This window comes from Halomonas urmiana, from assembly GCF_005780185.1.
In the GTDB taxonomy this organism is placed as follows: domain Bacteria; phylum Pseudomonadota; class Gammaproteobacteria; order Pseudomonadales; family Halomonadaceae; genus Halomonas; species Halomonas urmiana.
The window spans coordinates 23,845-49,657 of the sequence record NZ_VBUI01000021.1; the positions used below are offsets into that span (position 1 = coordinate 23,845).

The 25,813-nt window shown below is 67.7% G+C and carries 24 protein-coding genes; 16 read left to right on the forward strand and 8 right to left on the reverse strand.

Translation table 11 applies throughout. The annotated features are described in order from the left end of the window. The first annotated feature begins 39 nt into the window (after window positions 1-39). From FEI13_RS13635 to FEI13_RS13665, 7 genes are read left to right on the forward strand one after another with little or no spacing between them, the layout of a single operon-like run. Window positions 40-1,029, forward strand: a complete 990-nt coding sequence (locus FEI13_RS13635) for an ABC transporter permease (protein WP_138182069.1) — start codon at window positions 40-42, stop codon at window positions 1,027-1,029. An 11-nt stretch (window positions 1,030-1,040) separates the two neighbouring features. Then, window positions 1,041-1,976, forward strand: a complete 936-nt coding sequence (locus FEI13_RS13640; RefSeq protein WP_138182070.1) for an ABC transporter permease — start codon at window positions 1,041-1,043, stop codon at window positions 1,974-1,976. Between the two features lie 11 nt (window positions 1,977-1,987). Next, window positions 1,988-3,028 carry an ABC transporter ATP-binding protein gene (locus FEI13_RS13645; protein ID WP_138182071.1) on the forward strand — a complete coding sequence of 347 codons (1,041 nt, stop codon included), beginning with the start codon at window positions 1,988-1,990 and terminating at the stop codon, window positions 3,026-3,028. 13 nt (window positions 3,029-3,041) lie between these two features. Further along, complete coding sequence (locus FEI13_RS13650; protein ID WP_275668752.1) at window positions 3,042-4,139, forward strand: ABC transporter ATP-binding protein; 1,098 nt, start codon at window positions 3,042-3,044, stop codon at window positions 4,137-4,139. Window positions 4,140-4,173: 34 nt separating this feature from the next. Next, window positions 4,174-4,875 (forward strand): flavin reductase family protein, encoded by a 702-nt coding sequence (locus FEI13_RS13655; protein ID WP_138182072.1) that lies wholly within the window; start codon window positions 4,174-4,176, stop codon window positions 4,873-4,875. 26 nt (window positions 4,876-4,901) lie between these two features. After that, window positions 4,902-6,095, forward strand: a complete 1,194-nt coding sequence (locus FEI13_RS13660) for an amidohydrolase family protein (protein WP_138182073.1) — start codon at window positions 4,902-4,904, stop codon at window positions 6,093-6,095. 23 nt (window positions 6,096-6,118) lie between these two features. Continuing rightward, on the forward strand, window positions 6,119-7,594 hold the full coding sequence (locus tag FEI13_RS13665) for an amidohydrolase family protein (protein WP_138182074.1): 1,476 nt from the start codon (window positions 6,119-6,121) through the stop codon (window positions 7,592-7,594). A gap of 92 nt (window positions 7,595-7,686) precedes the next feature. Here the strand turns inward: FEI13_RS13665 and FEI13_RS13670 are convergent, their stop codons facing one another. The 3 genes from FEI13_RS13670 to uraH form a co-directional block, all read right to left on the reverse strand. Then, window positions 7,687-8,427, reverse strand: coding sequence for a GntR family transcriptional regulator (locus FEI13_RS13670; RefSeq protein ID WP_138182075.1), 741 nt, complete (start codon window positions 8,425-8,427; stop codon window positions 7,687-7,689). Window positions 8,428-8,551: 124 nt separating this feature from the next. Then, a complete protein-coding gene (locus FEI13_RS13675; RefSeq protein WP_138182076.1) occupies window positions 8,552-9,790 on the reverse strand; it encodes a urate hydroxylase PuuD in 1,239 nt (412 codons plus the stop codon). Between the two features lie 72 nt (window positions 9,791-9,862). Next, window positions 9,863-10,216: a hydroxyisourate hydrolase gene (uraH, locus tag FEI13_RS13680; RefSeq protein ID WP_138182077.1), complete on the reverse strand. Its 354-nt coding sequence runs from the start codon at window positions 10,214-10,216 to the stop codon at window positions 9,863-9,865. Window positions 10,217-10,416: 200 nt separating this feature from the next. Between uraH and uraD the strand changes: the two genes are divergently transcribed. Next, window positions 10,417-10,941 (forward strand): 2-oxo-4-hydroxy-4-carboxy-5-ureidoimidazoline decarboxylase, encoded by a 525-nt coding sequence (uraD, locus tag FEI13_RS13685; RefSeq protein WP_138182078.1) that lies wholly within the window; start codon window positions 10,417-10,419, stop codon window positions 10,939-10,941. 229 nt (window positions 10,942-11,170) lie between these two features. Here uraD and FEI13_RS13690 read toward each other — a convergent pair whose 3' ends face one another. Then, complete coding sequence (locus FEI13_RS13690; protein ID WP_138182079.1) at window positions 11,171-12,610, reverse strand: uracil-xanthine permease family protein; 1,440 nt, start codon at window positions 12,608-12,610, stop codon at window positions 11,171-11,173. Between the two features lie 181 nt (window positions 12,611-12,791). Next, complete coding sequence (locus FEI13_RS13695) at window positions 12,792-13,655, reverse strand: hypothetical protein (RefSeq protein WP_138182080.1); 864 nt, start codon at window positions 13,653-13,655, stop codon at window positions 12,792-12,794. A gap of 230 nt (window positions 13,656-13,885) precedes the next feature. Here FEI13_RS13695 and FEI13_RS13700 point away from each other — a divergent pair, with 230 nt between their 5' ends. Further along, window positions 13,886-14,563: a phosphoribosyltransferase gene (locus tag FEI13_RS13700; RefSeq protein ID WP_338035088.1), complete on the forward strand. Its 678-nt coding sequence runs from the start codon at window positions 13,886-13,888 to the stop codon at window positions 14,561-14,563. Between the two features lie 139 nt (window positions 14,564-14,702). Here FEI13_RS13700 and FEI13_RS13705 read toward each other — a convergent pair whose 3' ends face one another. Together FEI13_RS13705 and FEI13_RS13710 are read right to left on the reverse strand one after the other, a co-directional pair. Then, window positions 14,703-15,059: a phasin family protein gene (locus tag FEI13_RS13705; RefSeq protein ID WP_138182082.1), complete on the reverse strand. Its 357-nt coding sequence runs from the start codon at window positions 15,057-15,059 to the stop codon at window positions 14,703-14,705. Window positions 15,060-15,252: 193 nt separating this feature from the next. After that, window positions 15,253-15,960 (reverse strand): glutathione S-transferase N-terminal domain-containing protein, encoded by a 708-nt coding sequence (locus tag FEI13_RS13710; protein ID WP_138182083.1) that lies wholly within the window; start codon window positions 15,958-15,960, stop codon window positions 15,253-15,255. Window positions 15,961-16,298: 338 nt separating this feature from the next. Between FEI13_RS13710 and FEI13_RS13715 the strand changes: the two genes are divergently transcribed. Continuing rightward, complete coding sequence (locus FEI13_RS13715; protein WP_138182084.1) at window positions 16,299-17,999, forward strand: L-lactate permease; 1,701 nt, start codon at window positions 16,299-16,301, stop codon at window positions 17,997-17,999. 103 nt (window positions 18,000-18,102) lie between these two features. On the opposite strand, the gene glcC is transcribed toward FEI13_RS13715, so the two are convergent. Beyond that, window positions 18,103-18,882, reverse strand: a complete 780-nt coding sequence (gene glcC / locus FEI13_RS13720) for a transcriptional regulator GlcC (RefSeq protein WP_138182085.1) — start codon at window positions 18,880-18,882, stop codon at window positions 18,103-18,105. Window positions 18,883-19,074: 192 nt separating this feature from the next. Between glcC and glcD the strand changes: the two genes are divergently transcribed. The 6 genes from glcD to FEI13_RS13750 all read left to right on the forward strand — a co-directional run bounded on the left by glcD (window position 19,075) and on the right by FEI13_RS13750 (window position 25,811). Beyond that, window positions 19,075-20,574, forward strand: a complete 1,500-nt coding sequence (gene glcD / locus FEI13_RS13725) for a glycolate oxidase subunit GlcD (RefSeq protein WP_138182086.1) — start codon at window positions 19,075-19,077, stop codon at window positions 20,572-20,574. Window positions 20,575-20,583: 9 nt separating this feature from the next. Further along, window positions 20,584-21,702, forward strand: a complete 1,119-nt coding sequence (gene glcE / locus FEI13_RS13730) for a glycolate oxidase subunit GlcE (protein ID WP_138182087.1) — start codon at window positions 20,584-20,586, stop codon at window positions 21,700-21,702. A 23-nt stretch (window positions 21,703-21,725) separates the two neighbouring features. After that, the gene (glcF, locus tag FEI13_RS13735) at window positions 21,726-23,009 is read left to right on the forward strand and encodes a glycolate oxidase subunit GlcF (RefSeq protein ID WP_138182088.1); all 1,284 of its coding nucleotides are present in this window, start codon (window positions 21,726-21,728) and stop codon (window positions 23,007-23,009) included. A gap of 66 nt (window positions 23,010-23,075) precedes the next feature. After that, window positions 23,076-23,477: a heme-binding protein gene (locus FEI13_RS13740; RefSeq protein WP_138182089.1), complete on the forward strand. Its 402-nt coding sequence runs from the start codon at window positions 23,076-23,078 to the stop codon at window positions 23,475-23,477. Between the two features lie 153 nt (window positions 23,478-23,630). Next, window positions 23,631-23,897 (forward strand): DksA/TraR family C4-type zinc finger protein, encoded by a 267-nt coding sequence (locus tag FEI13_RS13745; RefSeq protein ID WP_138182090.1) that lies wholly within the window; start codon window positions 23,631-23,633, stop codon window positions 23,895-23,897. A 342-nt stretch (window positions 23,898-24,239) separates the two neighbouring features. After that, window positions 24,240-25,811, forward strand: coding sequence for a bifunctional GNAT family N-acetyltransferase/carbon-nitrogen hydrolase family protein (locus FEI13_RS13750; protein ID WP_138182091.1), 1,572 nt, complete (start codon window positions 24,240-24,242; stop codon window positions 25,809-25,811). Window positions 25,812-25,813: the final 2 nt, after the last annotated feature.

The window sequence follows — 25,813 nt, forward strand, 5'->3', positions numbered from 1 at the left end:
CGTCCACCCCCTCACCTCCCAACGGGATAGGGCAATATCATGATTGCATTCCTGATTCGCAGGCTACTGCAGGGCGCGCTGGTCATGCTCACGGTCGCCTTCATCGCCTTTAGCATGTTTCGCTTCGTCGGTGATCCGGTCACCAACATGCTGCCCCAGGACGCCACGCTCGAGCAGCGCACCGAACTGCAGGAGCGGCTCGGCCTGAACGACCCGCTGCCCCTCCAGTTCGGCCACTTCGTCACCAACGCCGTGCAGGGTGACTTCGGCATCTCCTATCGCAATCAGCGGCCGGTCTCGGACCTGATCGCCGAGCGGCTTCCGGCCACCATGGAGATGGTCTTCGCTGCGGTGGTGCTGTCGCTGGTGATCGGCATTCCCATGGGCGTCTACACCGCCCTGCGGCGCGACAGCTGGCTCAGCCACCTGTTACAGGGTGTCTCGCTGGCCGGGATTTCCGTGCCGACCTTCGTCACAGGCATCCTGCTGATCCTGGTGTTCTCGGTGTGGCTCAACTGGCTGCCCTCCTTCGGCCGCGGCGACGTCGTGGAGATCGGCGGCTGGAGCACCGGACTCCTGACCGTCAGCGGCATCAAGGCGCTGATCATGCCGGTGATCACCCTGTCACTGTTCCAGATCACCCTGATCATGCGACTGGTCAGAGCGGAGATGCTGGAGGTCCTCAAGACCGACTACATCCGCTTCGCCCGGGCGCGCGGGCTGACCAACCGGGCCGTGCATTTCGGCCATGCCCTGCGCAACACCCTGATGCCGGTGATCACCATTACCGGGCTGCAGATCGGCGCCCTGATCGCCTTCGCCATCATCACCGAGACGGTCTTCCAATGGCCGGGCATGGGACTGCTGTTCATGCAGGCGGTGAGCTTCGTGGATATCCCGGTGATGTCCGCCTACCTGGTCATGGTGTCGCTGATCTTCGTGGTCATTAACACCATCGTCGACATGCTCTATTTCGTGGTCGATCCGCGCCTGCGCGTCGATGCGGGCAAGAACACCACCGGCGCCTGAGGAGCCTAGTTATGAGCACCGTAACGCAACGACTCAACGACGACTGGCGCAGGTTCATCGACAGTGACCTGTTCTACAGCTTTCGTCGCTCACCGATCACCATCGTCGCCTTCGTGGTGGTGGTCACCCTGATCCTGGCGGCGATCTTCGCCCCCTGGATCGCCCCCCACGATCCCTTCGATGTCAGCACGCTGAGCCTGCTCAACAGCGAGCTGCCTCCCGCCTGGGTCGCGGGCGGCGACCCGGCCTTCCTGCTGGGCACCGACGGCCAGGGACGCGACGTGCTGTCGGCCCTGCTCTACGGCGCCCGGATCTCGATCCTGGTGGGCCTGGCGAGCGTCGCCTTCGCCATGACGCTGGGGGTCTGTCTCGGCCTGCTGGCCGCCTACGTGGGTGGCACGGTCGATGCGCTGATCATGCGCATCGCCGACGTCATGATCAGCTTCCCGCCGATCCTGGTGGCCCTGCTGATCAACGGCGTCGCCCGCGGCGTCCTGCCGCCCGAGATGCAGCACGACGCCGTGATCTTCGTACTGATACTGGCCATCGGCCTGACCACCTGGGTGCAGTATGCGCGCACCGTGCGCGGCTCCACCCTGGTCGAGAAGAACCGGGAATACGTGCTGGCCGCCCGCGTCATCGGCCTGCGCTCGCGCTCGATCATGGCCAAGCACATCCTGCCCAACGTGATCGGACCGATCCTGGTGGTGGCCACGGTGAACCTGGCGATCGCCATCCTGATCGAGGCCGCCCTCTCCTTCCTGGGCGTGGGCATGCCACCCACCGAACCCTCGCTCGGCACGCTGATTCGCATCGGCAACGAGTTCCTGTTCTCGGGCGTCTGGTGGGTCGTGATCTTCCCCTCCGCCGTACTGGTGCTGCTGGTGCTGTCGGTGAATCTGCTGGGCGACTGGCTCCGCGATGCCCTCAACCCCAAACTGCGCTGAGCGAGGCAATCATGACAGAACACAACAACACCTCCCCCGTGCTGGACGTGCATGACCTGCACATCGAATTCGATACCCGCCACGGCGCCCTGAAGGCCATCGACGGCATCTCGCTGCAGATCGCCCCGGGAGAGATCCTGGGCGTGGTCGGCGAATCCGGCGCCGGCAAGTCGCTGACCGGCACCGCGATCACCGGCCTGCTGGAGAGCCCCGGGCGCATCTCCGGCGGCGAGATTCGCCTGGAAGGCCAGCGCATCGACAACCTCTCCCAGGACGAGTTGCGGCGCCTGCGCGGTCGGCGTATCGGCGCCATCTTCCAGGACCCGCTGACCAGCCTGAACCCGCTCTACACGGTCGGCCGCCAGCTCATCGAGACCATTCGCACCCACCTGCCGATGAACAGGGCCCAGGCGCGCCAGCGCGCCATCGAGCTGTTGGCCGAGGTCGGCCTGCCGGCGCCGGAGACGCGCATCGACCAGTACCCGCACCAGTTCTCCGGGGGCATGCGCCAGCGTGTGGTCATCGCCCTGGCACTGTGCGCCGATCCCAAGCTGGTGATCGCCGACGAGCCGACCACCGCCCTGGACGTCTCGGTGCAGGCGCAGATCATCACGGTGCTCAAGCGCCTGTGCCGGGAGCATGGCACCGCCGTGATGCTGGTGACCCACGACATGGGGGTGATCGCCGAGGCCGCCGATCGCGTGGCGGTGATGTATGCCGGACGCCTGGTGGAGGTCGGCCCCGTTGCCGACGTCATCAAACATGCCAAGCACCCCTACACCCAGGGCCTGATGAACTCCATTCCCACCATCCTCCATGATGTCGAACGCCTCGAGCAGATCGAGGGCTCGATGCCGCGACTGACCGCCATTCCCGAAGGCTGCGCCTTCAACCCACGCTGTCCGCATGCCTTCGAACGTTGTCGAGTCGAACGCCCCGACCTGATCGCCGTCGACGAGGGCGCGGCCGCCTGCTGGCTCGTCGAGGAGGGCGCCACCCCGCCACCCCAGGCGCGGGCCACCGCCGACACGCTGGTCGACCACCATGATTAAGGAGGCAGGGACCATGAACATGACCGAAACCATGTCAGCAAGCATGCGCGAGGCCGCGCCGCTGGCGGCCTCGCAGAACGCCGGGGCGAGCGTCGACTCCTCCGCGGAGCAGCCGGTGTTTCGCATCACCAACCTGAAACGCCATTTCGACGTCTCGCCGCCGCTGCTCAACCGCCTGCTGGAGCGCAAGGGCAGGCAGATCGTCAAGGCGGTGGATGGTGTCGACTTCGAGATCTATCGCGGCGAAACCTTCAGCCTGGTCGGCGAGTCCGGCTGTGGAAAATCGACCATCGCCAAGCTGGTCGTGGGGCTGAATGGCACCACGGACGGCAGCATCGAGTTCGAGGGGCAGGATATCGCCCGCCACAGCCGGCGGGACATGGACGCCGTGCGTCACCGGCTGCAGATGATCTTCCAGGACCCCTATGCCAGCCTCAATCCGCGCTGGCGGGTGGGCGAGATCATCGCCGAGCCGATCCAGGTCTTCGGCCTGCTCGAGGGCAAGGCCGAGATCAAACAGCGCGTCAAGGAGCTGCTGGAGGGGGTCGGCCTCAACGCCCAGGACAGCGAGAAGTATCCCCACGAGTTTTCGGGGGGCCAGCGCCAGCGCATCTCCATCGCCCGGGCGCTGGCCAGCAACCCCGAGTTCATCGTCTGCGACGAGCCGACCTCGGCGCTGGACGTCTCGGTGCAGGCGCAGATCCTCAACCTGATGAAGGAGCTGCAGCAGCAGCACGACCTGACCTACCTGTTCATCAGCCACGACCTCTCGGTGGTCTACCACATCTCCGACCGGGTGGGCGTCATGTACCTCGGGCGGCTGGTCGAGGTCGGCGAGAAGCACGAGCTGTTCCGGCGGCCCCAGCACCCCTACACGCGCATGCTGCTCGACTCCATTCCCGACCTGGAGATGACCGGCCGCGCGCGCACGCCGGTGGGCGGCGAGGTGCCGAGCCCACTGGATCCCCCCAGCGGCTGCGCCTTCCATCCGCGCTGCCCGCACGCCACGGCGCGCTGCCAGCAGGAGGTGCCCCTGCCGATCCACAACGTCGAACGCGGCTTCGTCGCCTGCCATGCGGTCGAGGAAGGGCGACTCATCGCCACCGACTGAGCCCTGCTCGAGAGACTCCGGAAAGGAAGAGACCATGGATTTCGATTTCAGCGAACTGACCAAGCAGGAGCGTTACAAGCTGCTGGTCAGCTTCATCGTGCCGCGCCCCATCGCCCTGGTCACCACCGTCGATGCCGACGGGGTGTCCAACGCCGGGCCGATGAGCTTCTTCAACGTGTTCGGCGACGAACCGCCGATCCTGATCCTGGGCATCCAGCACCGCCCGGACGGACGCTTCAAGGACACCACCCGCAACATCCACGACAGCGGGGAGTTCGTGGTGAACCTGGTCAATGAACGGATCGCGCCACACATGATCACCACCTCCCTGGACTTCGCCCCCGAGGAGGACGAGGCCTCGGCCGCGGGGCTGACCCTGGTGCCCAGCCGCCACCTGCGCGCCAGGCGCATCCAGGAGGCGCCGGTGGCGCTGGAGTGCCGCAAGACCGAGTCCCTGGAGTACCCCAACCGCTCGGTGATCGTCGGCGAGGTGCTGCACATGCACGTGCAGGACGAGTACATCGACCCGGCCACGCTGCGGGTGCGTCCCGAGGCCTACCACCCCCTGGCGCGCCTGCACGCCGACGCCTACTTCTACGCCGAGACGCAGTTCGAGCTGCCCCGGCCAAGCCTGGAGGAGTGGCGCGCCACCCAGGAGACCGTGGCCGAGCATGGCGTCACCGCGGCGTGCGCCACCCCCGTCACGAGCCATGACATCGACCAGACGGTCGACTAGAGCATCGACACAACAAGGAGGCGTGCATGTCGAATCCCCTGCTGCTGCGCAACGTTCGTCCGCTCGAGGGCGAGGCCCAGGACGTGCTGATCCGCGACGGCCACATCAGCCGCGTGGGCCCATCGCTCGAGGCGCCCGAGGCGCGCGTCGTGGATGGCCGAGGCGGCATCCTGCTCCCCGGCCTGGTGGATGCCCACACCCACCTGGACAAGACCCACTGGGGCCAGCCGTGGCACCGCCACAGCGCCGGCCCGACCATCGCCGAGCGCATCGCCAACGAGCGCGAGGTCAGGCGCCAGCTCGGCTACTCGCCGGCCGAGCAGTCGGCCAACCAGGTGCGCCAGGCCATCGCCATGGGCACCACCCATATCCGCACCCACGTCGATATCGACACCGACGTCGGCCTGGCCCACCTCGAGGGCGTGCTGGCGACCCGGGAGCGCTTCCGTGACGCCCTGACCATGCAGATCGTCGCCTTTCCCCAGAGCGGGCTGCTGGTGCGCCCCGGCACCAAGGAGCTGATGGCCGAGGCGATGCGCGCCGGCGCCGACCTGGTGGGCGGCATCGATCCCTCGAGCATGGATCGCGATCCCGTCGGGCACCTCGACAGCATCTTCGCCCTCGCCGAGCAGCAGGGGCGCGGCGTGGACATCCACCTGCATGAACCCGGCATGCTGGGCGCCTTCGCCCTCGAGCTGATCGCCGAGCGCACCGCGGCACTGGGCATGCAGGGTCGGGTCACGGTGAGCCACGCCTTCTGCCTGGGCATGGTCGACGACGCCTACCTCGAGCAGCTGACGAGGCTGCTGCTCGACAACCGCATCGCCATCATGACCCACGGTCCCGGCCACATCGAGTTCCCCCCGGTGCGCCGCCTGCTCGACGCCGGCGTCACCCTGTGCTGCGGCTCCGACGGCATCCGCGACTCCTGGGGCCCCTACGGCAACGCCGACATGCTGGAGCGCGCCATGCTGGTGGGCTTTCGCAGCGGCTTCCGGCACGACGAGGACCTCGAGCACACCCTCGATATCGTCACCCAGGGCGGCGCGACGGTCATGGAGGCCGAGGCCTACGGGGTGGCGCCGGGCTGCCGGGCCGACCTCGCCGTGGTGGCCGGGGAGACCCGCGTCGAGGCGATGATGAATCGTGCCCCGCGTATCGCCGTGATCAAGCACGGCCGCCTGGTGGCCGCCGACGGCGACTGCCTGATCCGAGACTGACCGCTACCCCACAGGAGGCCTCGATGACGAGGACACTGATCACCGGCCGCTACGTCGTCGGCTACGACGGCCAGGGCCATGTCATCCTCCCCGACGGGGAGGTCGTCTATGAGGGCGACACCATCATTCACGTCGGCTACGGCTACGATGGGCCGGTGGACGAGCGCATAGATGCCGGCAACGCCGTGGTCGGTCCCGGTTTCATCGACCTGGATGCCCTGGCGGACCTGGACTCCACGGTGCTCGGCTTCGACAACGCGCCGGGCTGGCGCCACGGCCGGGTCTGGGCCAGCACCTACGTCGAGCAAGGCCCCCGCGAGGCCTACACCGCAGAGGAGGAGGACACCAAGAAGGAGTACGCCTTTGCCCAGCTGCTGCTCAACGGCGTGACCACGGCGCTGCCCATCACCTCCCTGCTCTACCGGGAGTGGGACGAGACCTACACGGAGTTCGCCCGCGCCGCGGCGATCGGCGCCGAGCTCGGCATCCGCCTCTACCTGGGGCCGGCCTACCGCACCGGGGCCTCGGTGGTCCACCCCGACGGGCGCTTCGGCATCCACTGGGACGAGGCGCGGGGCAGGCGGGGCCTCGAGGCCGCCATCGCCTTCGTCAAGGACTACGAGGGCTACGCCGACGGCCTGGTGCGCGGCATGCTGGCGCCCGATCGCATCGAGTGCTGCACCCGGGAGCTGCTGGAGCAGACGGCTCAGGCCGCGCGCGCCCTCGACTGTCCCGTGCGCCTGCACTGCTGCCAGTCCCCGCTGGAGATCGAGACCATGGAGGAGCGCTTCGGCCGCTCTTCCATCGGCCTGCTGGACGAGATCGGCTTCCTGGACCGCCGCGCCCTGCTGCCCCACGGCATTCGCCTCGGCGGCCATCGACCGACGACGGCGAGCGTCGAGCAGGACCTCGACGCCCTGGCAGGCGCCGACGCGACCCTGGTGCAGTGTCCCATGGTGAGCGCGCGCATGGGCCACTTCATGGATTCGTTTGCCCGGATGCAGCGCCGCGGCATCAACGTCGGCTTGGGCACGGATACCTTCCCCCCGGACGTCATCACCAACCTGCACACGGGCATCATGGCGACCCGGCTGGTGGAGGGCGACGAGTCGGCCTGCTCGGCGGCCGACTACTACACGGCCGCCACCCTGGCGGGGGCGAAGGCCCTGAACCGTCCCGACCTGGGCCGGCTCGCGCCGGGGACCAAGGCCGATATCACGGTCTTCGACCTGAGTGGCTTCCACCTCGGCCAGCTCATAGATCCCATCCAGACCATGATCATGAGTGGCTCCGGGCGGGACTTCACGCGGGTCATCGTCAACGGCAGGACGATCGCCCAGGATCGGCAGATCAAGGGCATCGACCTCACTCGCCTGGCCGATCAGGCGCAGCGTCAGTTCGATCGCCTGCGCGCCTCCTACCCGGAGCGCACCCACCGCCACCCGCCGGAGCACGAAATCTTCCCCGGCGCCTTCCCGGTGCGGCGCACCTCGCTGTAGCGTCGATACCGACTCTCGAAAGCGCCCGCAACGCAACGCGCCCCGTGCCACTGGCACGGGGCGCGTCGTCGTTGGCGCGGCGAAGGAAGGCGCTAGCCGGAGAATATCTCGAACAGGTCCGGCGCTTCGTCCTCCTCGACGTGGATCGACAGCGAGGCCTCGATGGCCTTCAGGTGGCGGCCCATGAAGGCCTCGGCGCGCTCGCCGTTGCCGGCCTCCAGATAGCCGATCAGATCGTCGTGGTCGTGGGACTCGCAGCCCAGGTGGCCGGCGTTGCCGTAGACCGCGAGGATCAACGAGGAGCGCGAGCAGAGCCGCTCGACGAAGTCGGCCAGGGTGGCGTTGCCCGAGATGCTCGCCAGGCGCGTATGAAAATCCGCCGAGAGCCGGATCGCCGTGCTCTGCTCGCCGGATTTCAGGGCCTGGCGTTCGCGCTGTGCCATGTCGCGCAGCGCGACCAGGTCCTCGGCGGTGATCCGCCGGGCGATCTCCGGCATCAGGCCGCACTCGACCATCAGCCGCGCATCGAAGACGTCCTTGGCCTCATCGGCGGTGGGCCGCGTCACGCTGGCCCCGCGGCGCGGCGTCAGGGTCACCAGCTGCTCCAGGGCCAGGCGCTGCAGGATCTTGCGGATCCCGGTGCGGCTGATGCCGAACACCTCGGCCAGGGCGTCCTCGCGCAGGCGCGCCCCGGGCTTGAGACGGTGCTCGATGATCGCATCGCTGATCGACTGGTAGATCGCCTCGTGCCGCTTGGGGCCATCGCCGTTCTTGCCGGGGCGGCCCCCGCCGTCGCCGGACTTGTCCCCGGCAACGAACTGACGCTGGTTCATGGCCGCTACGCCTCCGTGGAAAACCCGATATATCGATCATTGTATACGCTTTTCGGCCCCCAACACGACAGCCGCCCGCCAAAAAGGCGGGCGGCTGGCAGCAACGCAAGGCCACGACCTCAGCTTACGGGGTCCAGGCGGCCACCTCCGCACGCTCCTCGTCGGTCATCCGGGTGATGTTGCCCAGCGGCATGTAGCCGCTCGCCACCACCTGGCGGACCTGGTCGATCTGGCGCAGCAGCTGATCCTCGGTCTCGAGGATCACCCCGGCCGGCGCCGCCGCGAAGCCGGCATGCTCGGGCGACTGAGCATGGCAGCTCACGCAACGCTGCTCGATGATCGCATGCACCTCGCCGAGCGAACCCGAGGCGGCCGGCGTCGGCGCCTCGCCGCTCACCGAGGACGACACGGCGGCCGTGGCCACGCCGTCGTTGCCGCTCGGCGCACCGACCCAGATCGCCACCAGGATCAGCGCGACGCCCGCCGCCGGGTAGGCCGGCTGGATGGAGCCCGCGTGCATCAGCACGAAGAACTGGCGAATCAGCGCGCCGGCGAAGATGAACAGCGCCATGATCACCCAGGAGAGCTCATGGGTGTAGGTGAAGGAATAGTGGTTGCTGAGCATCAGCAGCACCACCGGCAGCGTGAAGTAGGTGTTGTGGACCGAGCGCTGCTTGCCGCGCTTGCCATCGATCGGGTTCGGGGTCTCACCGGCCTTCATCGCCTTCACCATGCGGCGCTGACCCGGGATGATCCAGAAGAAGACGTTGGCCGACATGGCGGTGGCCATCACCGCACCGGTGAGCAGGAAGGCGGCGCGGCCGGCGAAGATCTGGGTGCTCAGGTAGGCGACCACCACCATCATCACCGCCACGGCCAAGCTCAGGATGCCGTCGCGCTCCATGTTGGGGCTGATGCGCTTACACAGCTCGTTGTAGACCACCCAGCCCGACAGCAGGAAGAACAGCGCTACCGCGTTGGCCTGCCAGCCGGTCAGTTCGGCGGCCCAGGCCCAGTCGCTGCCCGGGTTGACCAGGTAGAAGCCGGGATTGGTCATGTAGAGCAGCACGAACAGGCCGAAACCGGAGAGCCAGGTGGTGTAGGCCTTCCAGAACGACCAGTGCAGGTCCGCGGGCAGCTTCGCCGGGGCGCTGGCGTACTTCTGGTTGTGGTAGAAGCCGCCGCCGTGCACGGCCCACATCTCGCCGAACACGCCCTTCTTCTTGTCCTCGTCGGCCTTGGGTGGCCGCAGGCCGTTGTCCAGCATCACGAAGTAGATGGACTCGCCGATCCAGGCCACGGCGGCGATCACATGCAACCACCGCAGCAGGAGGTTGGCAAAGTCCAGGAGATACGCTTGCATGAGTCAGCTCTCGTCTTGTTCGTTGTTCGTCATCGCCCGGGCAGGGAGCCCGGGCCAGCGGCGCCGAGGGGCTCAGCTGCCGCGATAGGTGGAGTAGCTGTAGGGCGATACCAGCAGCGGCACGTGATAGTGCTGCGAGGCATCGGCGACGCCGAAGCGCAGCGGGATCACGTCGAGAAAGCGCGGGGTATCGCCGGCCAGGCCCTGGCGATCGAGATACTCGCCAGCATGGAAGACCAGCTCGTATTCGCCCGCGGTGAAGGCCTCGCCCTCCAGGATCGGGGCATCGCAGCGGCCGTCATCGTTGGTCACGACCTCGCCGATGCGCTGGCGGCTCTCGCCCTCGAGGCGGTAGACCTCGATGCGAATGCCCTGCCCCGGTCGGCCCTGTGCCGTGTCCAGCACATGTGTGGTCAAGCGTCCCATGAGTCTCTCCTCTACGCGGTAGCCGGCTCCCGTGGCGCGGGTGACCGGCGAGCAAGTGTATGGCGACGACCGGGGCGCCCTCCCGGATGTCGATACAGACATTTTTAGCTCGAAAGGGAGTACATTTCAAAGCATTTTTTGTATACAGTCGAAGTCTGTCTTGCGAGACACGCATCACCACCCGCAATGGAGGTCACGGCATGAGCGACAACACCCTTACCCCTCGCCCCAGCGAGCTCGACCAGGCGCGCTTCGTCGAGCAGTACGGCGAGATCTACGAGCACTCCCCCTGGGTCGCCGAGCTGGCCTGGCAGCAGGGCCTGGGCGGCAAACAGGACACGCCCGAGGGCCTGGCCGAGGCCATGGGGCGGGTGCTCACCGGCGCCAGTGCCGAGCGCCAGCTCGAGGTGATCCGCGCCCACCCGGACCTGGCCGGCAAGGCCGCCATCGCCGGGGAGCTCACCGACGACTCCACCCGCGAGCAGGCCGGTGCCGGCCTGGACCAGTGCACGCCCGAGGAGATGGCGCGGTTCGAGCGCCTCAACGCCGCCTACAAGGAGAAGTTCGGCTTCCCCTTCGTGATGGCCGTCAAGGGCAACGACCGTCATGACATCCTGGCCGCCTTCGAGACACGCCTGGAGAACGATCAGGCCGAGGAGCGCCGCACCGCGGTCGAGCAGATCAACCGCATCGCCCGCTTCCGCCTGCAGGCCCGCCTGGGCTGAGCCCAGGCGGTCGGCGCCTTCGGGCACACACCGAGACCGCCCCTGCATCGACGAGCCGCCGGCCTGCCGGCGGCTCGTTTTTTTATGCTCCGCCGTTGTGTGCCACCGGCGTCGGCTCACCGATCACACGAGCGGTGCGGGCGCGGCGCCGTCACTCCCTCGGACACGCCGACGCGGATGCCCGGCCGCTCATGGCCGGGCATCCGCGCTCGCCGGCTTACCGGTCGTGCTATTTGGTGGCGCTCGCCACCCGGGAGGCACGGCCTGGGTCATCGCCACCATCCGATGCATCGGCGTTGGCGCCGGCCGCCTCGGCATCCGCCCTGGCGATCTCCTCACGCTCTCGCGCCTCGTCCGACAGCGACTTCTTCGGCAGCGCGATGTTGAGCACGAAGGCGGTGATCGCCGCCACCACGATGGGCGCGCCGCCGATCACGTTCTGCAGCATCGCCGGGAACTGCTCGATGGCCGACGGCACCGAGGAGATGCCAAGGCTCAGCGCCAGCGCCAGCCCGACGATGGTCATGTTGCGGGCGGAGAGCTCGTCTTTGATCAGCAGCTGGATGCCGGTCATGGTGATCATGCCGAACACCGTGATGGTGGCCCCGCCCAGCACCGGGTAGGGGATGGTGGTCATGATGGCGCCGAACTTAGGGCTGAGGCCGGCCGCGATCATGAACACGCCGGCGATGGCCAGCACCGAGCGGCTGATCACCTTGGTCATGGCCACGATGCCGACGTTCTGGCTGAAGGTGGAGGTCGGCAGGGCGCCGAAGAAGGCGCTCGCCGCGGTGGTCAGGCCGTTGCCCAGCAGGCCACCGGTCAGCTCCTTGGTCTTCAGCTCGCGGTTCATGCCCGCCACGCTGGTGGCCGAGAGATCGCCGATGGTCTGTACGGAGTTGATCACGCAGATCACCACCATGGAGACGATGGCGGCGGTGTGGAACTCCATCTCGAAGGGCATCACCTCCGGCACGGCGATCCAGCGGGCGTTGGCCACGGCCTCGAAGCTGACCATGCCCAGCGCCAGCGACAGCAGGTAGCCGACCAGGATGCCGACGATGATCGCCGAGAGCTTGACCACGCCGCGCCCGAACTGAGAGGCCGCCAGCACCGTCAGCAGCGTGACGATCCCCACCACCCAGTTGAGCGGCTCGCCGAAGTTCGGCGCATTGACGTTGCCGCTGCCGGCCATGTAGCGAATCGAGATGTCGTAGAGCGACAGGCCGATGACCAGCACCACGGTGCCCGCGACGACCGGCGGGAAGAGATGGCGGATGTACTGAATGAAGTAGCCCACCACCATCATGGTGATGCCGCCCACCAGCTGGGCGCCGAGGATGCCCTCGATGCCGAACTGGCCGCCCACCGCGATCAGGGTCGGCACGTAGGCGAAGCCCACACCGAAGATGGCCGGCAGGCGGGCGCCGAACTTCCAGACGCCGTAGAGGTGGAACAGGGTGCAGATCCCCGAGGCCAGCACGGCGATCTGGATCAGCAGTAGCTTCTCCGCCGGGGTCGCCCCCACTACGCCGGCGATGATGATCGGCGGGGTGATGACGCCGGCGATCATCGCCAGCACGTGCTGCAGCGAGAGCGGCAGGGCCTTCCCGATGGGTGGCCTGCCGTAAAAATCGAAGATCGAGGTGTTCCTGGGATTGTTTGGCATGGTTGGACCACAGCTGTTGTTATGAGGGAGGGAGCGGTAATTGTTGTATGCCAGACAAGCTGCCACATTGTCGTACGATTTTAAATGCAACTAGATACAAAGTCGTACACAAAAGATTTTATAATAGTATACATTTACCGCCGACAGTGGGATGCGAGGCCTGCGGCCTTACCCGCGCAGGTTAGAGATGCCACTCCAGCTGGAGCATCAGGGCATCGGTATCCACGCCCGGCTTGTCCTGATTGCCGAACTTGTTGCGCCAATACTCGTAGCCGGCGCCGACCCAGAGGGTGTTCTCCCCGCCCCAGGCCAGCCGCCCCACGTCGAGCATCAGCGAGGTGCGCATCAACTGCTCGGCCGCGGTCTCGGCACCGAAATAGTCCTCGCCCTTCTCGCCATTGAGGTTGAAGAAGCCCTGAAACTTCATCGGCAGCGCCCCCGCCTCAAACGGCAGGCCCCAGGCCAGGTTGAGCTGGTAGTAAGGGTCGAAGCTGATGTCGGTCTCGTTGCCCGGCGCCGCGCAGGCGTCGAGGCCGCAGTGATTCCACTCATAGGAGTAGAAGAGGCTGAGGTCGAGAAAGCCCCGGGGCACGTCGAACTTCAGGGTCGGCCCCAGCAACAACTGGCGCTTGCGCGGCGCGAAGGCGGTGTTCTTGGTGTTGAGGTCAAAGCCGCCGCTCAGCGCCACGTCCCTAACCGGTCCGAAGGCCAACGGTGCGTCGAATACCTTGCCGGCGTGCAGCTGGTGGCGATAGACCAGGTAGGCCTCGGTGGCGCCCTCGTCGCTGTTGCGGGCGGGGTCGGCGCTGTCGGACTGCAGCAGGTCGAGGTTGAAGAAGTTCTGGCCCAGCGAGTAGCCGCTCGCGTGGGTGAACTGCAGGACGTGCTTGGCGACGTCCTCGCCATTGCCGGGTTCCCGGAACTGGGTGCCGTAGCGATAGCCAATGGCGGTATCGCTCCAGGTGGCGGCCTGGGCCGAGACGGAGGCGACGGCGAGGCACAGGGCCGCGCCCGCGGCCAGCGGCTGGGAAGTGCGTTGGAACATGTCAGGCATCTCCGGTTGTTGGTGTTATACCGAGACCGTTCCGTACCGACGCGACACCCATAGGATGTCGCCATCATACGGACAACATGTCCAACACTACCTAACAATTTTGTATACTGGAAATTATTTCCGTTAAATGCACAAACGGAGCACATTCCCCTGATAGGTAGCCGTCCGACGCCCGCCAAGAACTCGACCACCGGGACGAGAAGCGCGGCAAGAAGGGGCGCTTGCCGGGAGCGAGGGCCTACACTGAGAGAACACCTATCAGCCGGGAGCCCGCCATGTTTCGTGATCGCCGCGAAGCGGCCGAACACCTCATCGACCGCCTCTCCTACCTCAAGACAGAGAACCCGCTGATCCTGGCCATCCCCCGCGGCGCGGTGCCCATGGGGCGATGGATGGCCGATGCCCTGAACGGCGAGCTGGACGTGGTGCTGGTGCGCAAGGTGGGCGCGCCGAGCAACCCGGAGTACGCGATTGGCGCAATCGACGAAAACGGCCGCGTGGCCCTGGAGCCTGCCGCCGCCTACTACCGCGAGGAGGCGGTGAATCGAGAGGTGGAACACCAGCAGGCCCTGATCGAGGAGCGCCGCCGGCGCTATACCCCGGTGCGCTCGGCCATCGATCCCAGGGGGCGCATCGTGGTGGTGGTGGACGACGGCAGCGCCACGGGCGCGACCATGGCGGCTGCCCTCACCGCCCTGCGGGCCCGTGACCCGCGACGGCTGATCGCCGCCCTGGGGGCGGCGCCGCCCGAGACCGTGGCGCGGCTCGAGGCGCTGGCCGATGAGGTGATCTGCCTGGAGACCTCCCGGGACTTCCGGGCCGTGGGGCAGTTCTTCGCCGACTTCGGCCAGGTGGAAGACGATGAGGTGATCGCGCTGCTGGGACGCAATCACGGCTGAGCAGCCGCAGGCAAAGCGGACGGCGCCGAGCGCGCCTACATGACGCAAACGGGCGCCACCCGAAGATGGCGCCCGTATACGTTGGCGTGGCTCCCGCTCGCCCGGTCTTTACGGAGGCTCCGGCGAGCGCAGCCGAGCCTTACTTGGTGGCCGGGGTGGCGGCCTTGATGCCGTCCTCGGCGAGCTTCTGGCTCTCGCGAACGTACTCCTGGCTCAGGCTCATGATCTTCTCGGCGTCGCCCCGCAGGCGCTCGCCCATGTCCTGACTGGCCTTCTGCTGGGCGTCCACGGCCTTCTTCAGGCCCTCGGCGTCACGCACGTCGAGCCAGCCGCGTGCCTGGGAGAGACCCAGGTCGGTCAGGGCTCGCACGGCGTCGAACTGGGCGGCGACCAGCTTCTCGGTGTAGTCGAGGTTGAGGGCGCCGAGACGGCGGGCGGGTGCCACGAACGTGGACTCGAGCTGTTCGGTCGCTTGTTGTGTGGTTGCCTGGCTCATGTAACACCTCCATCGGTAGTGGACAGCGGGGGCATGCGCCCCGTGCTGCATTGCAACATAGCAGCCTGCTTTGTGCAGCGCAACATCCTCCTGATGGGGGATGCCGCACGTCCATGAAGAGCCCCGAAAGACAACGCCCGGCCGAAGCCGGGCGTTATGAGAGACGAGTCACGTCAGCGAGGGACAAGCCCCCTCAGCGATAGGCGCCCTCGATGTCGGTGACGCGCAGGGCCCGGCGCCCGAGGCCGCCGTGCTGGTCGAGCATGCGCTCGAGCCAGCCGTGCACCGGGTCGGCATTGGAGACCAGGTCGGCGCTGGAGACGCAGCGCGCCCACATGAAGTTGCCGAAGACCAGGTAGTCGGCGCCGGCCGGAGCGTCGCCGTCGAGGAAGTCGCTGTCCGTGAGCTGGGCGCGCAACGGCTCCAGGGCGGCATCGAGCTGGGCCAGGCCCTTGGCCGGCGAATGGAACTCCTCGAGGGTGCGGCCGAAACGCTTCTCGCGGGTCTCGCGGAAGTAGGCGCGGTCGTCGGGATGGATGGCGTTGAGCAGGTCCATGATGATGGTGCGCAGCATCGCCGGCGCCAGGGAGCGCTCGGCGTAGTACTTGAAGAAGCGCGCCCGGGTCTCGGCCAGCCCCTCGCCCAGCAGCGGCGCCTCGGGATAGGCGCGATCCAGGTAGCGCAGGATCTCGTAGCTCTCGGTCACCACCTCGTCACCATCGACGAGCACCGGCACCTTGTCGTGGCTGGCAAAGGCCAGGGCCTCCTTGTCGGTGAAGTGCCAGGGGCGCGTCTGCACCTCGAGGCCCTTGTGGGCCAGGGCGTAGCGCACTCGCCAGCAGTAGGGCGAGAAACGCAGCCCCTCGTCGATGCCGCAGAGATCATAGAGCACCCGTGTCATGCCGCCTCCTCGTGTCGGGTTCAGGACCCTCGATAGTGCCAGCCTTTGCGGCCGCCGCCAACGCCGCGCACGCCCGGTAATCCGGCGACAGCGACTTGCCCATTAGTCTAACTCCTTCACCCCACTCCCGGCCGGTGCAAGGCGCGCGAAGGCGTTACAAGTCATTGAATAGAAGCTTCTTTCACGAGTCGGCGATGAGACGATCCGGACGCTTAACTTTGGTCAGACCAATGTTCCAGCAGTGGTCAAGGCCACGGCTTGCGCTTAAGGTCGCCCGCTCACCATGCCCTGAGCGGGCACGCCAACGCTCCACCGTTCCCATGTGAAAGGAACCCTCCATGAACGAAACCACACTCGCGCTGTTCGCCTTCGTGCCCCTGGTGCTGGCCGGGGTGCTGCTGATCGGCCTGCGCATGGCCGCCCGGGTCGCCATGCCGATCGTCTTCGTGGTCACCGCGCTCATCGGCCTGCTCGCCTGGCAGATGAGTTTCACACGGATCCTGGCCTCGACCCTACAGGGCCTGATGCTGACCGTGGCGATCCTGTGGATCATCTTCGGCGCCATCCTGCTGCTCAACACCCTCAAACACTCCGGAGGGATCACCGCCATCCGCAACGGCTTCTCGGGCATCAGCCCGGACCGTCGCGTGCAGGCGATCATCGTCGCCTGGCTGTTCGGCTGCTTCATCGAGGGGGCCTCGGGCTTCGGCACCCCCGCCGCCGTGGCCGCGCCGCTGATGGTGGCGCTCGGCTTCCCGGCGCTGGCCGCCGTGGTGGTGGGCATGATGATTCAGTCCACGCCGGTCTCCTTCGGTGCGGTGGGCACGCCGATCGTAGTCGGGGTCACCGGTGGCCTAGACCGCGTCGGCATCACCGAGGCCCTGGACGCCGGCGGCCAGAGCTGGCTTGCGTACTATCACCTGATCGCCGGCGAGGTCGCGGTGATCCACGCCATCGTCGGCGTGCTGATGCCGCTGATCATGGTGATGATCATGGTGCGCTTCTTCGGCGCCAACCGCTCCTGGAAGGAGGGGCTCTCCATCACGCCCTTCGCGCTCTTCGCCGGAATCTGCTTCGTGGTGCCCTACGCCTTGGCCGGCGTGCTGCTGGGGCCGGAATTCCCGTCGATGATCGGCGCCATGGTCGGCCTCGCCATCGTCGTGCCGGCGGCCCGCCGCGGCTTCCTGCTGCCCAAGGACACCTGGGACTTCCCGCCCTCCTCCGCCTGGCCGGACCAGTGGATCGGCAAGCTGGTGATCAAGACCGAGGACGTGGTGGGCAAGACCCCGATCACCACCGTCATGGGCTGGGTGCCCTACGTACTGCTGGCCGTCTTCCTGGTGGCCTCGCGCACCATCGAGCCGCTCAAGAGTGCGCTCACCTCCTTCGCCTTCGGCTGGAGCGACATCCTCGGCGAGACCGGCGTCTCCGGCAGCATCCAGCCGCTCTACCTGCCCGGCGGCATCCTGCTGGCGGTGGTGCTGGTCACCGCCGTGCTGCACCGCATGCGCCTGGGTGAGCTAAAGGCGGCCTTCAGCGAGTCCAGCCGCACCCTGCTGGGCGCCGGCTTCGTGCTGATCTTCACCATCCCCATGGTGCGGATCCTGATCAACTCGGGCGTCAACGCCGCCGACCTGGTCTCCATGCCGGTGGCCATGGCGCAGTTCGTCGCCGATGGGGTGGGCGGTGTCTACCCGCTCTTCGCGCCGGCCGTAGGCGCCCTGGGGGCCTTCATCGCCGGATCGAACACCGTCTCGAACCTGATGCTCTCCGACTTCCAGTTCAACGTCGCCCAGCAGCTCGGCGTCTCCACCGCCATGATGGTCGCCCTGCAGGCCGTGGGCGCCGCGGCGGGCAACATGATCGCCATCCACAACGTGGTCGCGGCCTCCGCTACCGTGGGCCTGCTGGGCCGCGAGGGCGAGACCATCCGCAAGACCATCCTGCCGACGCTCTACTACCTCGTTGCCGCCGGCGCGCTCGGCCTGGTGGCCTTCTACGTACTGGGCATCGGCGACCCGCTGCTGAGCCTGGGCTGATCGGAGTGAGCCTGGCCCGAGGCCAGGCGAACCCACAACGGCGCACCGCCCCCACGGCTCGGCCGTGGGGGCGGTGCGTCTTCAGGCGTTTGGCTCGGCATCGCTACTCCCACTCCTCCAGCCGCATCGCCGAGCGCTCCAGGCGCTGCTCCTCCGCCTCGATCTCGCCCAGCTGCTCGCCGATGCTCGAGAGGTGCTCCAGGGCGGCGCGCCGGGCGAGTTCGGGCTTGCCCTCGATCACCGCGCGATACAGTCGGGCGTGCTGGCGATTGATCATCTCGCGACAGTGGGGACGGTGATAGAGGTTCTTCACCGAGGCGAACACCGAGCTCAGCAGCAGGTCCGTCAGGCTCTGCAGGGTGTGGACCAGCACCGGGTTGTGGGAGGCCTGGCAGATGGCCAGGTGGAAGCCGTGATCGAAGCGCGCCAAGCGCTCGGCCTCGATCGTCTCGGCGCTCTCCACGTAGTCGACCATCTCCCGGTAGCGGCGGGTGATCAGCACCCGGTCCGAGGCCGTGCCGCGGCTGGCCGCCAGGCTCGCCGACTCGCCCTCGAGCAGTGCCCGTACCTCCAGCAGGTCGAACAGGGTCCGCGGATGATCGCGGAAGAGGTACATCAGGGGGGAATCCAGGGGCGTCGACACCAGCGGAGCGACCACCGAGCCCCGCCCCTGGCGGGTGTCGATGACACCCTTGCTGCGCAGCGTCCGCAGCGCCTCGCGCAGGGAGGCACGCGACACCTGCAGGCGCTCGCTGAGCCGCCGCTCCGAGGGCAGCAGCTGGCCCGGGCGGAACACACCGTCGAGGATCAGCTCCTCGAGACGGGCCGCGATGGCGTCGGGCGTGCGCGAGGTGATCCGCAGCTCTTCATGGTAACGGGGCATGATCGTGCTCTCCGGGGATGCCAGGGCGAGCCTCAAGGGTGTATTGTGGAAAAACTTTCCACAATACTACCAACGACTGGTCTGACCAGCGAACCAGAGACTGGACACGCCCCCTATTAAGGCACAGATTGGGGCCACACAGGTCATGTGCCCGGCCCCAGTGGGCGATGGGCACTCCAGCGAGGAAGCCCCATGAACATCCTCTACGACGAACGGCTCGACGGCGAGCTGGCCCCTACCGACAAGGCCGAAGTCCTGGCCGACCTGCAGCGCTCGGCGCCGGGCCTCACGCTGCTGCACCGCGAGGAGGACCTGCGCCCCTTCGAGTGCGACGGCCTCTCGGCCTATCGCGTGCTGCCGATGCTGGTGGCGCTGCCCGAGACCCTCGAGCAGGTCGAGACGCTGATGAAGCGCTGCCGGGCGCTCGGCGTACCGGTGGTGACCCGCGGCGCCGGCACCGGCCTGTCCGGCGGCGCGCTGCCGCTGGAGCAGGGCGTGCTGCTGGTGATGTCGCGCTTCAATCGCATCCTCGACCTGGACCCGGACGCCCGCATCGCCCGCCTCCAGCCCGGCGTGCGCAACCTGGCCATCTCCGAGGCGGCGGCGCCCTATGGGCTCTACTACGCCCCCGACCCTTCGTCACAGATCGCCTGCTCGATCGGCGGCAACGTGGCCGAGAACGCCGGCGGGGTGCACTGCCTGAAGTACGGGCTGACCGTGCACAACGTGATGAAGGTGGAGGTCATCACCATCGAGGGCGAGCGCATGACGCTCGGCAGCGAGGCGCTGGACGCCCCGGGCCTCGACCTGCTGGCCCTGTTCACCGGCTCCGAGGGCATGCTCGGCGTGGTCACCGAGATCACCGTCAAGCTGCTGCCCAAGCCCGAGACCGCCAAGGTGCTGATGGCGAGCTTCGACGATGTCGAGAAGGCCGGCCGCGCGGTGGGCGACATCATCGCCGCGGGCATCATCCCCGGCGGGCTCGAGATGATGGACAACCTGGCGATCCGCGCCGCCGAGGACTTCGTCAAGGCCGGCTATCCGGTGGAGGCCGAGGCCATCCTGCTCTGCGAGCTGGATGGCGTGGAGGCCGACGTCGACGACGACTGCGCCACCGTGCGCGCGGTGCTCGAGAAGGCCGGCGCCACCGACATCCAGCAGGCCCGGGACGAGGCCGAGCGCGCCCTCTTCTGGGCCGGGCGCAAGAATGCCTTTCCCGCGGTGGGCCGGATGTCGCCCGACTACTACTGCATGGATGGCACCATCCCGCGCCGCGAGCTGCCGCGGGTGCTGAAGGGCATCGGCGATCTCTCCGAGGCCTACGGCCTGCGCGTCGCCAACGTCTTCCATGCCGGCGACGGCAACATGCACCCGCTGATCCTCTTCGATGCCAACCGTCCCGGCGAGCTGGAGCAGGCCGAGGAACTCGGCGGCAAGATCCTCGAGCTGTGCGTCGAGGCGGGCGGGTCGATCACCGGCGAGCACGGCGTGGGCCGCGAGAAGATCAACCAGATGTGCGCCCAGTTCAACCCGGGCGAGCTGACCACCTTCCATGCGGTGAAGGCGGCCTTCGACCCCGACCGCCTGCTCAACCCGGGCAAGAACATCCCGACCCTGGCCCGCTGCGCCGAGTTCGGTGCCATGCACGTCCACAACAACGAGCTCCCGCACCCCGAGCTGCCCCGATTCTGAGGATTACTCATGGCCGAGACACGACCCACATCGACCGACCAGGACATCAGTGAGGCGCTCGGCGAGCGCGTGCGCCGGGCCGCCGAGGCGGGGACGGCATTGCGCATCGCCGGCGGCGACACCAAGGCCTTCTTTGGTCGAGAAATTCAGGGCCGCCCCGAGGAGATCGAGACGCTCTCGACCCGCGAGCACCGCGGCATCACCGCCTACGACCCGGTGGAGCTGATCATCTCGGTGCGCGCCGGCACCCCGCTGGCCGAGCTGGAGGCCACCCTGGCCGACAACGGTCAGATGCTCGGCTGCGAGCCGCCCCACTTCGGCGAGGGCGCCACCGTGGGTGGCATGGTCGCCACCGGCCTCTCGGGCCCACGCCGCCCCTGGGCCGGCAGCGTGCGCGACTTCGTGCTGGGCACCCGGGTCATCACCCACGAGGGGCACCAGCAGCGCTTCGGCGGCGAGGTGATGAAGAACGTCGCCGGCTATGACCTGTCGCGGCTGATGGTCGGTGCCCAGGGCACCCTGGGGCTGATCACCGAGGTGTCGCTCAAGGTGCTGCCGACGCCCGGCGCCCGCCACAGCCTGCGCCTCGAGATGCCGCTGGCCGAGGCCCTGGCGAAGCTGGCCGAGTGGGGCCGCTCCCCGCTGCCCATCACCGCCGCCGCCTGGCACGACGGCGCCCTGCACCTACGCCTGGAGGGCGGGCCGAGTTCGGTGGCCGCCACCCGCGAGCGGCTGGGCGGCGAGGAGCTGGACAACGGCTTCTGGGAGGACCTGCGCGAGCAGCGCCTGGCGTTCTTCTCCCGCGAGGATGACCGCGTCCTGTGGCGCCTCTCGCTACCCCACAACACCCCGTCGCTGTGCCTGCCCGGCGTCGAGGAGGCGGACCTGATCTACGACTGGGCCGGCACCCAGCGTTGGCTGCGCAGCGACCTCGAGGCGGACACCCTGCGCGAGGCCTGCGCCCGCGCCGGTGGACACGCTACCTGCCTGGGCAACCGCCATGGCCCGGGCCAGGCCGACCCGTTCATGCCGCTGGAACCCGTGGTGGAGAAGTACCATCGCAACCTGAAGGCCCAGATGGACCCGAAGGGCATCTTCAATCCTGGCCGACTCTACGCGGCGATCTGAGACCTCTAGGGGGAATAGCCGAGATGCAGACGCACTTTACCGAGGAAGACCTCCAGAAGCCCCATATCCGCGAGGCCGACCGGGTCTTGCGCACCTGCGTGCACTGCGGCTTCTGCAACGCCACCTGCCCCACCTACCAGCTGCTGGGCGACGAGCGCGACGGCCCCCGCGGACGCATCTACCTGATGAAGGAGATGCTCGAGAGCCCGGAAGACGACACCCAGGTCACCGAGGAGACCCGGCTGCACCTCGACCGCTGCCTCACCTGCCGCAACTGCGAGACCACCTGTCCCTCCGGGGTGGAGTACCACAAGCTGCTCGACATCGGCCGCGCCGAGATCGAGCGTCGGGTGCCGCGCCGGCCCGCCGAGCGTGCCCTGCGCCTCGGGCTGCGCAAGGCACTCGTGGAGCCGAAGCGCTTCCAGGCGCTGCTCAAGCTGGGCCAGACCTTCCGCCCGCTGGTGCCCGGCGCGCTGGCCGACAAGATGCCCCCGACGCCGGTGGATGCCGGCGTGCGCCCCGAGGGCAGGCGCCACGCGCGACAGATGCTGATCCTCGAGGGCTGCGTGCAGCCCGGACTCTCGCCCAACACCAACGCCGCCACCGCCCGGGTGCTTGATCGACTCGGCATCGGCCTGACCCCGGCGCCGGAGGCCGGCTGCTGCGGCGCCATCGACTTCCACCTCAACGCCCAGGAGGCCGGGCGAGCCCGCATGCGCGCCAACATCGATGCCTGGTGGCCGCATATCGACAAAACGGGCGAGGCCGGTGTTGAGGCCATCGTCCAGACCGCCAGTGGCTGCGGGGCGATGGTCAAGGAGTACGCCGAGGTGCTCGCCGACGACCCCGACTACGCCGCCAAGGCCGAGCGCGTCAGCGCCCTGGCCAAGGATCTCGTGGAGGTGCTGCGCGACGAGGACCTCGCGACCCTGGAGGTGAAGGAGAGCCGGCGACTCGCCTTCCACTGCCCCTGCACCCTGCAGCACGCCCAGAGGCTCAACGGCGCCGTGGAGCAGGTGCTGCGCGGGCTCGGCTTCACCCTCACTCCGGTCCAGGACGCCCACCTCTGCTGCGGCTCAGCCGGCACCTACTCCGTCACCCAGCCGGAGCTGGCCACCCAGCTGCGTGACAACAAGCTGGATAGCCTCGAAGCCGGCAATCCCGAGGTGATCGTCACCGCCAACATCGGCTGCCAGACCCACCTCGCCGGCGCCAACCGGACCCCGGTGCGCCACTGGATCGAGATCGTCGATGAGGCATTAACCCCAGCTACGAGCAACGAGCTGCGGGCCACGAGCAGCCCGTAGCTCGAAGCTCGAAGCTCGAAGCTCGAAGCTCGAAGCTCGAAGCCATTATCCAAAAAGGAGACTTCCATGAAGAGCAAGCCCGTAATGACCCTGGATGACGTCAACGCCCTGCTGGACGCCGGCCAGAAGGAAGCCGAGGCCAACGGCTGGGCCGTGACCATTGCCGTGGCCGACGATGGCGGCCACCTGCTCGGCCTCCGCCGCCTCGACGGCGCCCCGCCCTTCAGCGCCAACGTGGCCGGCGAGAAGGCGCGCAACGCCGCCATCGGCCGCAAGGAGACTCAGGTATTCGAGGACATGATCAACAACGGCCGCACCGCCTTCGTCACCGCGCCGATGCAGGCGCTGCTGGCCGGCGGCGTGCCGGTGATCGTCGAGGGTCAGGTGGCCGGCAGCGTCGGCATCTCCGGCGTCACCCCGCCCCAGGACGTCCAGGTGGCCAAGGCCGCGGTCGCCGTCCTCGGCTGACCGTTGCCCGCCCAGCCCTTCTAAAGGCCCCGCCATGGCGGGGCCTTCTTGATGCGGGCCTTGGGCCGGCAGGAGATGGAACTCAGCCCGGGCGTGGTCCAGACTGACAGCGTGTCCGCGCTGATCGACGCCCCAGGCGTCGGGGATGAGTTCATGGCAGGTGGATGGTCGAAAGATGGTGCCGTCCAGGAGCAGATCGACAGCACCGTCGAGGATGCCCTGGCACGTTCGCGCCAACAGTTGCCGGACGGCGAGAGCGCCGAGCAGTGTGACGAGTGCGGGGAACCGATCCCCCAGGCGCGCCGCGATGCGATCCGCGGCGTGCGCTTCTGTCTCGGGTGCCAGGCCGAACGGGACAAGCGGCAAGGCCCGGCCGCCGGGTACAACCGGCGCGGCAGCAAGGACAGCCAGCTGCGCTGAGGCGCCACTACCTCGCCACTACCTCGCCGTTCCCGCCGGAAGCGAGGCGCCACTCAGGACGCCCCTTCCTCCTCACCGGCCTCATTGCACGGCTTACACGCCTCCTGCTCCCCCTCCTGATCGGGGCAGAGCCGAACCAGTTCTGCGTCGGCTCGGGCCTGCCGCCCGGGGCCTCCTCGGAGCCCCGCCGACCCGCTCACCGCGCTGGGCGGAATGCTGGCGGGACTCGCGCCTTGTGTGCTGCCCCTTGCCCGACGTCGGCACGCCGCCACGGCGTTGCATCATGCACGACTCGGCCCCATGGTAGACTGCACGATTTCTAAGGTGGGAGCCCCGGCACACATGTCCCTCGACGACCTGCACCTCAACCTGCGCAACCTCGGCCCGGACGACTACCCGCAGCTCAAGACTCTGATGGACCGGGTCTATCACGATATCGGCGGGGCCTGGCCCCAGGCCACCATCGACAAGCTGATCGCGGAGTTCCCCGACGGCCAGATCCTCATCGAAGACGACGAGACCATCGTCGGCGTGGCCCTGACCGTGCTGGTCGACTACGACACCTTCTCCAACCCGCACCGCTACGACGACTTGATCGGCAAGCGCGAGACCATCCTCAACGATCCGGATGGCGATGCCATGTACGGCCTCGACGTGCTGATCCATCCGGACTATCGCGGCTATCGCCTGGGGCGGCGGCTGTATGAGGCGCGCAAGGAGCTGTGTCGCTCCATGAACCTGCGCTCGATCCTGGCCGGCGGGCGCATCCCCCACTACCACCAGCACGCCCACGAGCTCTCCCCGGCCGAGTACCTCGACAAGGTGGCCCGCAAGGAGATCCACGACCCCATCCTCTCCTTCCAGCTGGCCAACGACTTCCAGGTCAAGCGCCTGCTGCGCAAGTACCTGCCGGAAGACGAGAAGTCCCAGGGCTTCGCGACACTGCTGGAGTGGAACAACATCCTCTTCGAGCCGGCCGAGCGGGTGCTGGAGAATCGCCCGACCCAGGTGCGAGTCGGCGCGGTGCAGTGGCAGATGCGCGAGTTCTCCTCGGTGGAATCGGTGCTGCAGCAGGTCGAGTACTTCGTCGACGCGCTCTCCGACTACCAGAGCGACTTCGCCGTCTTCCCCGAACTCTTCAACGCGCCGCTGATGGGCCTGCAGGACCGCGCCGCCCAGCAGGACCAGATGGCCGCCATCCGCTTCCTGGCCGGCTTCACCGAGCAGTTCAAGACCGAGCTCTCGCGCATGGCGGTCTCCTGCAACATCAACATCGTGGCCGGCTCAATGATCGAAGAGCGCGAGGATGGCCAGCTCTTCAACGTCTGCTACCTGTTCCATCGCGACGGCAGCCTGGAGGCCCAGTCCAAGCTGCACATCACCCCCCAGGAGCGCCGCGACTGGGTGATCGAGGGCGGCGACGAGCTCAAGGTCTTCGACACCGACGCCGGCCGCGTGGGCATCCTGATCTGCTACGACGTCGAGTTCCCCGAACTCTCGCGCCTGCTGGCCGACCAGGACATGGACATCCTCTTCGTGCCCTTCTGGACCGACACCAAGAACGGCTACCTGCGGGTGCGTCACTGCGCCCAGGCCCGAGCCATCGAGAACGAGTGCTACGTGGTGCTGTGCGGCAGCGTCGGCAACGTGCCTTCCATCGAGAACATGGAGATCCAGTACGCCCAGTCGTCGGTCTTCTCGCCCTCGGACTTCGCCTTCCCCCACGACGCCGTGCTCTCCGAGACCACACCCAATACCGAGATGATCATGTTCTCGGACCTCGACCTGACCCGGCTCACCGTGGTGCGCGCCGAGGGCTCGGTGACCAACCTCAAGGACCGACGAAAGGACCTGTTCGACCTGCGCTGGCGCGACTGGTCCTGGAAGTCCGGCGCCAACCTGGAGGAGAGCTGACG